Genomic DNA, 8,630 nt, shown 5'->3' on the forward strand with positions numbered 1-8,630 from the left:
ACAGCGGGGAGGGCAAGTTCATCAGGAGGAGCCCCAGCGACGCGGCAATCTGGGGCTTCGGGAGCAGGAGATTACTTCGTCGCCGGGGCTCGGCTTTGGCATCCTGCGTCGCTCTACCACCTACATCCATGTAGGCGTCCTCGTAATGACAGCGAGGGGATGTTCTTCAGGAGGAGCCTCAGCGATGCGGCAATCTCGCTGTTGGGAGTTAGGGATTACTTCGTCGCTGTTCATCAGGAGCCGTACCCCCTGCTGCACAGGACCGAATAAATGAGAAACCGGGTACGTTAATGGCCCTTGGTTCACGAGGAATCAACGGCTCACTTTTTTTCCTAGTCGCTCTGTGACCTCTGTGGTTAGTTGCCCCATGCGTTTTTCCTCTCTCGATAAGTGGCTGGCCTGGCAGGAGACCCTGCATCCGGCCGAGATTGAACTGGGGCTGGAGCGCCTGGGCACGGTCCTTGCGCGCATGGGCCGGCAACGAGCGCCGTTTCCCGTCATCACCGTCGCAGGCACCAACGGCAAGGGCTCCAGCGTCACCATGCTGGAGGCCATTCTCCGCGCGGCCGGTTACCGGGTCGGCACCTATACCTCGCCACACCTGCTTCGCTATACCGAGCGCATTCGTATCGACGGCCGAGAAATCGATGAGGCTGCACTGTGCGATGCCTTCGACATCATCGACAAGGCCCGTGGCGACATCTCCCTGACCTATTTCGAATTTGGGACACTGGCCGCCTTCGAACTGTTTTCCCGGTCGGAGCTTGATATTGCCGTGCTCGAAGTAGGCATGGGCGGTCGGCTGGATGCGGTGAATGCCTGGGATCCGGATGTGTCACTGGTCACGGCGGTGGATGTGGATCACACAGCCTGGCTGGGGAGTGATCGCGAGGCCATCGGCAGGGAAAAGGCCGGTATCTTTCGCGCCGGACGACCGGCAGTCTGTAGTGATTCGCAGCCGCCGCGCTCTCTCATCAAGGTTGCCCGGCAGGTCGGCGCATCGCTCTATTGTGCAAATGACGATTATCATTATCAGGTCCACGGCGGGGATTGGTCGTGGACAGGCGCAGGGCGACGGAGGGATGCACTTCCGTGGCCGATGATGCGTGGTGCGTCCCAGTTTCAGAACGCGGCAGGCGTTCTGATGGTGCTTGACTGCATCGTTGACCGGCTGCCGGTAGACCAGAGAGCGGTGCGCGAAGGGCTGCTGAGTGCTCGTGTACGGGGACGGTTCGAAGTGCGTGCGGGTGATGTGCCGGAGATTCTGGATGTGGCACACAATCCCCAGGCTGCCGGGGAGCTGGCTCGAAATCTTGCGCGGTTGCCCGCGCCCGGCCGTACGCTGGCCGTATTCGCCGTGTTGGCGGACAAGGATATCGCCGGTATCGCGAAGCCGCTTTCGGGATGTATCGATCATTGGTTCGTCGCCGGCCTCGGGGGGTCGCGCCCGACGGTCGCAGAGGAGACCGCCCGGCAGCTGGAGAAGGCAGGGATTCGCTCTGTGGAGTGCGGGCCTTCGGTCTCCTCGCTTCTGCTGGAGGCCCGCCGCCGCGCCGAACCGGGCGATCGGATTGTGATCTTCGGTTCTTTTAATACAGTGGCGGAAGCCTGGGACGGGTCCGTATAATGGCTCTCAACCGGTTTTGGTCAAGTAAGGTGGTGTTTTGAATTCGGGACTCAAACAGCGGCTGGTCGGTGCGATCGTCCTGGTGGCTCTGGCGGTGATCTTCGTGCCGATGCTTCTGGATGGTGATGACTCCAGCATGCCGGCCTTTGGCAGCAATATCCCGCCCAAGACTGGCTACCATTTCGAGCCGCTCGATATTCCACCCCGTCAACCGACACCGCTGGAGCCGAAGCCGGCGGTAATCGAGAGGGAGGATGCGCCTCCTGTCATGACTGGGCCTGTAGCCGAAGCGGGGCCGGAACCGGAACCGGATTCTCCGGTGAGAGCCCAAGCGGAGGAGGGGAAGACGCTGCCTGATAGAGCAGGAGAGGTAAAGACCTGGGCTGTTCAGGTAGGTAGTTTCTCCAGCTCGGAAAATGCCTTGAGATTACGGGACCGTCTCCGTGGCGAAGACTTCGATGCGTTTGTGGAAGAGGTGAGGAGCAGCGGCAAATCCATTTACCGTGTGCGGATCGGTCCTGAGGCGAGTCGCGAGCGGGCCGAGTCCGTCATGGAAAGGGTGGCGCTAAAAGAGCCCGATTTGCCGGCTTTGGTGATGACTCAGCCATGAGCATTCCCTCCATCACTCTGGTAAAATCCCCGCTTTTCCGGGAAAGCGCTGTAGAAGGGTGCACATCAGAGAGTCACAAATGACGCAGGACGGGGCGCCACACTGAGCATGAACTGGGCCGATTACACCATTCTCGCTATCATTGCGCTGTCGCTCTTGATCAGTCTCGTGCGAGGCTTCACCAAGGAGGCCCTGTCGTTGGTGGGCTGGCTTGTTGCCTTCTGGGTGGCACTGACGTTTTCGAACAATCTTGAAACGTTTCTGAGACCCTACATCGAAGTGCCCTCATTGAGGTTTTCGGTGGCGTTTGCCGCGCTGTTGCTTTTCACGCTGCTGTTGGCGGCGCTGGTGAATTTCATGGCGGTGCAGCTGGTACGAAAGACCGGACTCTCCGGTACCGACCGATTCATTGGGGCCTTTTTCGGCATCGTTCGTGGCGCGGTCGTCGTGCTCGCTTTGGTGATTTTGGCGGGTCTTACCAAGCTGCCCGAAGACCCTTGGTGGGACGCGTCGATTTTGATGCCTTACTTCCAGGAAACGGCTATTTGGGTTCGGTACTATTTGCCGGTTGAGTTGGCCGACTCCATTCATTATTGAACCGTTCCACTACGTTTACGTGGGGCGGCTCACCAGAGGTGACTTCAAGGCATGTGTGGAATTATCGGCATCGTCGGTAAATCGCCTGTTAATCAGGGCCTGTACGACGGCCTGACGGTGCTTCAGCATCGGGGTCAGGATGCTGCGGGCATCATGACCAGTGATGGCGATCGGCTGCATCTGCGAAAGGATAACGGCCTGGTCCGCGACGTCTTTCACACGCGGCATATGCTGCGCTTGAAAGGCAATATGGGAATCGGCCATGTCCGGTACCCGACCGCAGGTTGCTCCAGCTCCGCCGAATCGCAACCGTTTTACGTCAATTCGCCGTACGGGATCTCTCTGGCCCACAACGGCAACCTGACCAATGCCGAGACCCTCAAGGGTGATATGTTCCGCGAGGATCTGCGCCACATCAATACCAACTCCGATTCCGAAATCCTGCTCAATGTCTTTGCTCACGAGCTACAGCGCCAGGGCAAGCTGCGGATCGACGAGGGAGACGTGTTCGAGGCCATTACCCGTGTTCACAAACGGGTGCGCGGAGCCTACGCAGCCGTGGCCATGATCATCGGCTACGGTATCGTCGCCTTCCGGGATACACACGGCATACGGCCGCTGGTCATCGGCCGGAGGGAAACGCCGGGAGGGACCGAGTGGACGGTGGCCTCGGAAACCGTAGCCGTGGACGCGCTCGGTTTTGAACGTGTTCGTGACCTGGAACCGGGCGAGGCGGTCTTCATCGATGTGGATGGGAATTTCCATTCGCGTCGCTGTGCAGAGGGGTCGGTCTATAGCCCCTGCATCTTCGAGTACGTCTATTTCGCCCGTCCCGACTCCATTATCGATGGCATCTCCGTCTACAAGGCACGCCTGCGCATGGGAGAGCGGTTGGCCCGCAAGATTCTGCGCGAGTGGCCGCAGCACGACATCGACGTGGTGATTCCGATCCCCGATACCAGCCGCACCTCGGCGCTGCAGCTCTCCTATGAGCTCGGAGTACTGTACCGGGAAGGATTTATCAAGAATCGCTATATCGGCCGCACCTTCATTATGCCGGGCCAGAAACAGCGCAAGAAATCGGTGCGTCAGAAGCTCAATGCAATTGGTCTGGAATTCAGGGGCAAGAACGTGCTGCTGGTGGATGACTCCATCGTGCGGGGGACCACCTCCAAGCAGATCATCCAGATGGCCCGCGATGCGGGTGCCAACAAGGTCTATTTTGCATCCGCGGCACCGCCTGTGCGTTATCCGAACGTGTACGGCATCGATATGCCTACCACCGCCGAGTTGATCGGGCACGGCCGCGACGAGAAGCAGATCGCCGAGGCCATCGGTGCCGACTGGCTCATTTACCAGGACCTGGATGACCTGATCAGTGCGGTGTTGTACAAGGATAATAAGAGGGTTCGCCAGTTCGATACCTCGGTGTTCAGCGGCGAATACCCTACCGGGGACGTGACCCCCGAATACCTGAAGCAGCTGGAGCAGTGCCGTTCCGACGGCGCCAAGGAGACGTGGGACCTCGAAGAGGGCGTAACCATCGATCTGCACAACTCGGAGTAGGGCACGGTTGGGTTGACACCCCCGGGTCGCTTCCCTAATCTGCAAGAAGCGCCGATTTGAGCATCAGCTTGCGGGCGCTATAGAAATGCGGCTAAAGCGAGGCGCGAGAAGACCTGCTTTAGCACACCGGCTGAGCAGGTTTTTTTGTGCCCGCCCGCTGGAAAGACAAAGAACCACGGGGCGCACGGGATACACGGGGAATAAAATTCCAAGCCCCCGTGCTCCCCGTGTTCCCCGTGGTTAGTAAAGGGCCAAGGCATGAATGAATGGGATGAATACGGTTTCGAGACGCGTGCGGTGCGTGCCGGTCAGGTGCGGACTCTTGAAGGGGAGCAGAGCGAAGCGATCTTTGCCACTTCCAGCTTCACTTTTGATACGGCGGCCCAGGCGGCGGCGCGTTTTTCCGGGCAGGAGCCCGGTAACATCTATTCCCGCTTCACGAACCCCACCGTGCGGACCTTCGAAGAGCGATTGGCGGCACTGGAGGGTGGGGAGCGCTGCGTTGCCACTGGCTCGGGAATGTCGGCCATTCTCTCTACCTGTATGGGGTTGCTGAAGGCAGGTGACCACATCGTTGCCTCCACGGCCCTGTTCGGCTCCACAGTCAGTCTGTTCGAGAATTACCTGAAGAAATTCGGGATCGACATCTCGTATGTACCACTGACCGAGCTCTCCGCCTGGGAGGGAGCGATCCGGCCGAAGACGCAGCTGCTGTTTCTGGAGACACCCTCCAACCCGCTGACGGAAGTGGCCGACATCACCGCACTGGCAGTGCTCGCCCACGCCAACGAATGTCGCCTGGTGGTCGATAACTGTTTCTGCACGCCCGCACTGCAACGCCCACTGGAGATGGGTGCCGATATCGTCATCCATTCAGCGACGAAATATATCGACGGTCAGGGACGCTGCATCGGCGGGGCGGTGGTCGGCAGCGATGAACTCATGGAGCCGGTATTCGGATTTCTGCGTACAGCCGGGCCGACCATGAGTCCCTTTAATGCCTGGGTGTTCCTCAAGGGACTGGAAACGCTTTCATTGCGTATGAAGGCACATAGCGAAAACGCCCTTTCACTGGCGCATTGGTTGGCTGAGCAACCGGCGGTAGCCCGCGTCCACTACCCGGGGTTGAGCGATCACCAACAGCATGCCCTGGCGGCACGGCAGCAGACAGCCTTTGGGGGTATCGTCGCATTCGAGGTGACAGGCGGACGGCAGGCCGCCTGGCGCGTAATCGACGGCACCCGGATGGTGTCCATCACGGCCAATCTGGGTGACACCAAGACGACGATCACCCATCCGGCTACCACGACCCATGGCCGGCTCAGCGCCGAGCAGCGCGAGTCTGCCGGGATCAAAGAGGGTCTGATTCGGATTTCGGTCGGTCTGGAAGACGTTGCGGATATTCAGGCGGACCTGGCGCGGGGGCTGGAATCAGCCAGGCGTTAGGACAAAATTGCAACAGACGCATGGCCCACCAGGAGATTCGTCATCCCCGCGCCGGCGAGGGTCCACGACCAGGTGATCAGCTGCCCCAGGCTGAAGGATCGTCATCCCCGCGCAGGCGGGGATCCACGACCAGGCGATCAGCCGCCCCAGGCTGAAGGATCGTCATCCCCGCGCTGTCGGGGATCCACGACCAGGCGATCAGCCGCCCCAGGCTGAAGGATCGTCATCCTCGCGCAGGCGGGGATCCATTTTGAGCCATGTCGCTGTTCTCTGGGTTCCCGCCTACGCGGGAATGACGGGGAATGACGGGGGAGGACGGGGAATGACGGGGGAGCTGGAATGGGCCAGGGGTTGGGGAAAAATTGCAACAGACGCACGGCCCACCAGGAGATTCGTCATCCCCGCGCAGGCGGGGATCCACGACCAGGCGATCCGCAGCCCCAAGCTGAAGGATCGTCATCCCCGCGCTGTCGGGGATCCACTTTGAGCTGTGTTGTTGTTCTCTGGATTCCCGCCTACGCGGGAATGACGGGAGAGAGGATGGGGAATGGCGGGGGAGGACGGGGAATGGCGGGGGCGTGAACAGTTATGGATGTTTTTTGCATTTCTGCTTGGCGCGACCTCTTGTTCATGTGATCGTTGGGGTTCCGGTGCGAAAAGAGAGGGGACGCAATGGACGAAGGCTTTGACCGCAAGGCACATTGGGAGGAGGTTTATCGAACGAAATCGGATCGGGAGGTCAGTTGGTTCCAGCCCGACCCGCGGCTTTCTCTGGAATTGATCGCGGCTACGGAGATCGGCCGTGATGGACCTGTCATCGATATAGGTGGCGGCGCCTCGCGGCTTGTCGATGTCCTGCTGGCTAATGGCTACGATGATGTTTCGGTGCTGGATTTGTCCGGTGAGGCGCTACGCACGAGCCAACGGCGGCTGGGCGCTCTGCAGGCCAGGGTGTCGTGGTTCGAGCAGGATGTCACTCGCTTCGTGCCGCCACGCCGCTTCTCCGTTTGGCACGATCGCGCCGTTTTCCATTTTCTGACCGAGCCGGCTGATCGTGAGGCTTATCGCACCGTCCTCGAACGGGCCGTCCGCCCGGGTGGACAGGTGATTATTGCGGCATTTGCACCCGATGGTCCCGAGCGCTGCAGTGGCCTGGAGGTGGTGCGCTACGCCCCCGAAACCCTGGCGGCCGAACTTGGCCAGGGTTTTCAGCTTCTGGAGCACCGAACGGAAGCGCATCGGACGCCGGCGGGCAAGATACAGAAGTTCAGCTATTGTAGATTCGTAAAACTCCACTGAGCGGCAAACTTCATGGACGACTTCGGGAGTGAACAGCGCCAACGACTGCTCGCTGTCTACCGGACCACTATCGATGCGGTTGCGGGTGACCGCGTGGCACGCGATTACCTGGAGAAGGAGCCACCCGCAGCCGATGCCGTAGTGGTCGCAGTTGGAAAGGCCGCGGAGCGGATGATGAAAGGCGCCGCGGAGGCCTTGGGTGACCGGTTCCAAAAGGGGCTGGTCATCACGAAGCATGACCATTTGGGTGCTGCCTGTGACGATCCCCGGGTGGAGTGTCTGAGCGCAGGTCATCCCGTCCCCGATGAAGCCAGTCTCCGCGCCGGGAGACGCTTGCTGGAGTTCCTCGCCGAAGTTCCCCGACGTTCGGAGTTGCTGTTTTTCGTCTCAGGCGGCACGTCCGCTTTAGTCGAAGTGCTTCCGGAAGGAGTGGGGCTGGCGGAACTTGAGCGTGCCACGGGATGGCTCCTGGGATCCGGCAGGGATATAGAAGCCGTGAATCGAGTCCGCAAAGGGCTCTCCTGTATCAAGGCGGGACGCCTTGCCCGCTACCTGGCCGTTCGCCATACCCGCAACCTGATGATGTCGGATGTTCCCGACGATGATCCCAAGGTGATTGGTTCGGGGCTGCTTGTGCCGCATCCGCCTGAATCTCTCAGCATCGAATTTGATATTCCGGATTGGTTGCAACAACTGCTTGGCCGGGTTCCGAAGGCCCCGGATCCCGCCGATCCCTGTTTCGCCCCGCTGGAAACCCGGGTGTTGATCAGCAATCGTAATGCCCGCGAAGCGGCTGCAGCCGAGGCAGCACGTGCAGGATTGAAAAGCCGGGTGGATGAGCGGGTATTTACGGGCAATGCCCTGGAGATGGGCCGCCGCTTCGGCAAACAGTTGACCGGGGCCGAACCGGGGCTCTATGTCTGGGGAGGCGAAAGCACGGTCGAACTTCCCGATGAGCCGGGCCGCGGCGGCCGCAATCAGACACTGGCATTGGCCGCGGCCACCGAAATTGCCGGTCGGAATGACATTTTTCTGCTCGCGGCCGGAAGCGACGGAACGGATGGTCCCACCAATGATGCCGGCGCCCTGGTCGATGGCGGCACCGTGCAGCGCGGTCAGGAGGAAGGGTTCGACCCCGACGAAGCCCTCCGACGCGCCGATTCGGGCTCCTTCCTCGAGGCCAGCGGTGACCTCATCCATACCGGTCCTACCGGAACCAACGTCATGGACCTGGTACTGGGTCTGAAGGTTTGAACTCCCCGTGGCGGGCCGTGCCTTGGCGCCTGCCGACGGCCCACAGGGCAACCGTATACGTTGAAGCGAGCGATATAAGGGCACTTCTATTAAATCCAACACGGTTCTGCTCTTGATGAATTTGCCCCGGCTGTCATTAGGAGGAGTCGCGGCGACGAAGTGATCTGGTGTCCTAGGCCCGTGATTGCCACGTCGCTGTGGCTCGCAATGACGGCTAAAGGTTCGTCACTG

The 8,630-nt window shown here is 60.4% G+C and carries 7 protein-coding genes; all 7 read left to right on the top strand.

The annotated features are described in order from the left end of the window. The first annotated feature begins 367 nt into the window (after positions 1–367). The 7 genes from folC (at position 368) to Q7L05_RS16095 (ending at position 8,399) form a co-directional block, all read left to right on the top strand. Entirely contained in the window at positions 368–1,627 is a 1,260-nt protein-coding gene (folC, locus tag Q7L05_RS16065; RefSeq protein ID WP_303909071.1) for a bifunctional tetrahydrofolate synthase/dihydrofolate synthase, read from the top strand. A 37-nt stretch (positions 1,628–1,664) separates the two neighbouring features. Beyond that, a complete protein-coding gene (locus Q7L05_RS16070) occupies positions 1,665–2,237 on the top strand; it encodes an SPOR domain-containing protein (protein ID WP_303909074.1) in 573 nt (190 codons plus the stop codon). Positions 2,238–2,345: 108 nt separating this feature from the next. Further along, on the top strand, positions 2,346–2,834 hold the full coding sequence (locus Q7L05_RS16075; RefSeq protein ID WP_303909077.1) for a CvpA family protein: 489 nt from the start codon (positions 2,346–2,348) through the stop codon (positions 2,832–2,834). A 51-nt stretch (positions 2,835–2,885) separates the two neighbouring features. Beyond that, the gene (gene purF / locus Q7L05_RS16080) at positions 2,886–4,400 is read left to right on the top strand and encodes an amidophosphoribosyltransferase (RefSeq protein ID WP_303909079.1); all 1,515 of its coding nucleotides are present in this window, start codon (positions 2,886–2,888) and stop codon (positions 4,398–4,400) included. A 258-nt stretch (positions 4,401–4,658) separates the two neighbouring features. Continuing rightward, the gene (locus Q7L05_RS16085) at positions 4,659–5,846 is read left to right on the top strand and encodes an O-succinylhomoserine sulfhydrylase (RefSeq protein WP_303909083.1); all 1,188 of its coding nucleotides are present in this window, start codon (positions 4,659–4,661) and stop codon (positions 5,844–5,846) included. 672 nt (positions 5,847–6,518) lie between these two features. Continuing rightward, positions 6,519–7,145, top strand: coding sequence for a class I SAM-dependent methyltransferase (locus tag Q7L05_RS16090; protein WP_303909086.1), 627 nt, complete (start codon positions 6,519–6,521; stop codon positions 7,143–7,145). 12 nt (positions 7,146–7,157) lie between these two features. Beyond that, positions 7,158–8,399, top strand: a complete 1,242-nt coding sequence (locus Q7L05_RS16095) for a glycerate kinase type-2 family protein (RefSeq protein WP_303909089.1) — start codon at positions 7,158–7,160, stop codon at positions 8,397–8,399. Positions 8,400–8,630: the final 231 nt, after the last annotated feature.

Source organism: Thiohalomonas denitrificans, assembly GCF_016841685.1.
GTDB lineage: Bacteria > Pseudomonadota > Gammaproteobacteria > Thiohalomonadales > Thiohalomonadaceae > Thiohalomonas > Thiohalomonas denitrificans_A.

Bases quoted from the DNA above. Each gene is read 5' to 3' on its own strand.
- Q7L05_RS16085 (WP_303909083.1), top strand. From the start codon at position 4,659: ATGAATGAATGGGATGAATACGGTTTCGAGACGCGTGCGGTGCGTGCC.
- Q7L05_RS16095 (WP_303909089.1), top strand. From the start codon at position 7,158: ATGGACGACTTCGGGAGTGAACAGCGCCAACGACTGCTCGCTGTCTAC.
- purF (WP_303909079.1), top strand. From the start codon at position 2,886: ATGTGTGGAATTATCGGCATCGTCGGTAAATCGCCTGTTAATCAGGGC.
- Q7L05_RS16075 (WP_303909077.1), top strand. From the start codon at position 2,346: ATGAACTGGGCCGATTACACCATTCTCGCTATCATTGCGCTGTCGCTC.
- Q7L05_RS16090 (WP_303909086.1), top strand. From the start codon at position 6,519: ATGGACGAAGGCTTTGACCGCAAGGCACATTGGGAGGAGGTTTATCGA.
- folC (WP_303909071.1), top strand. From the start codon at position 368: ATGCGTTTTTCCTCTCTCGATAAGTGGCTGGCCTGGCAGGAGACCCTG.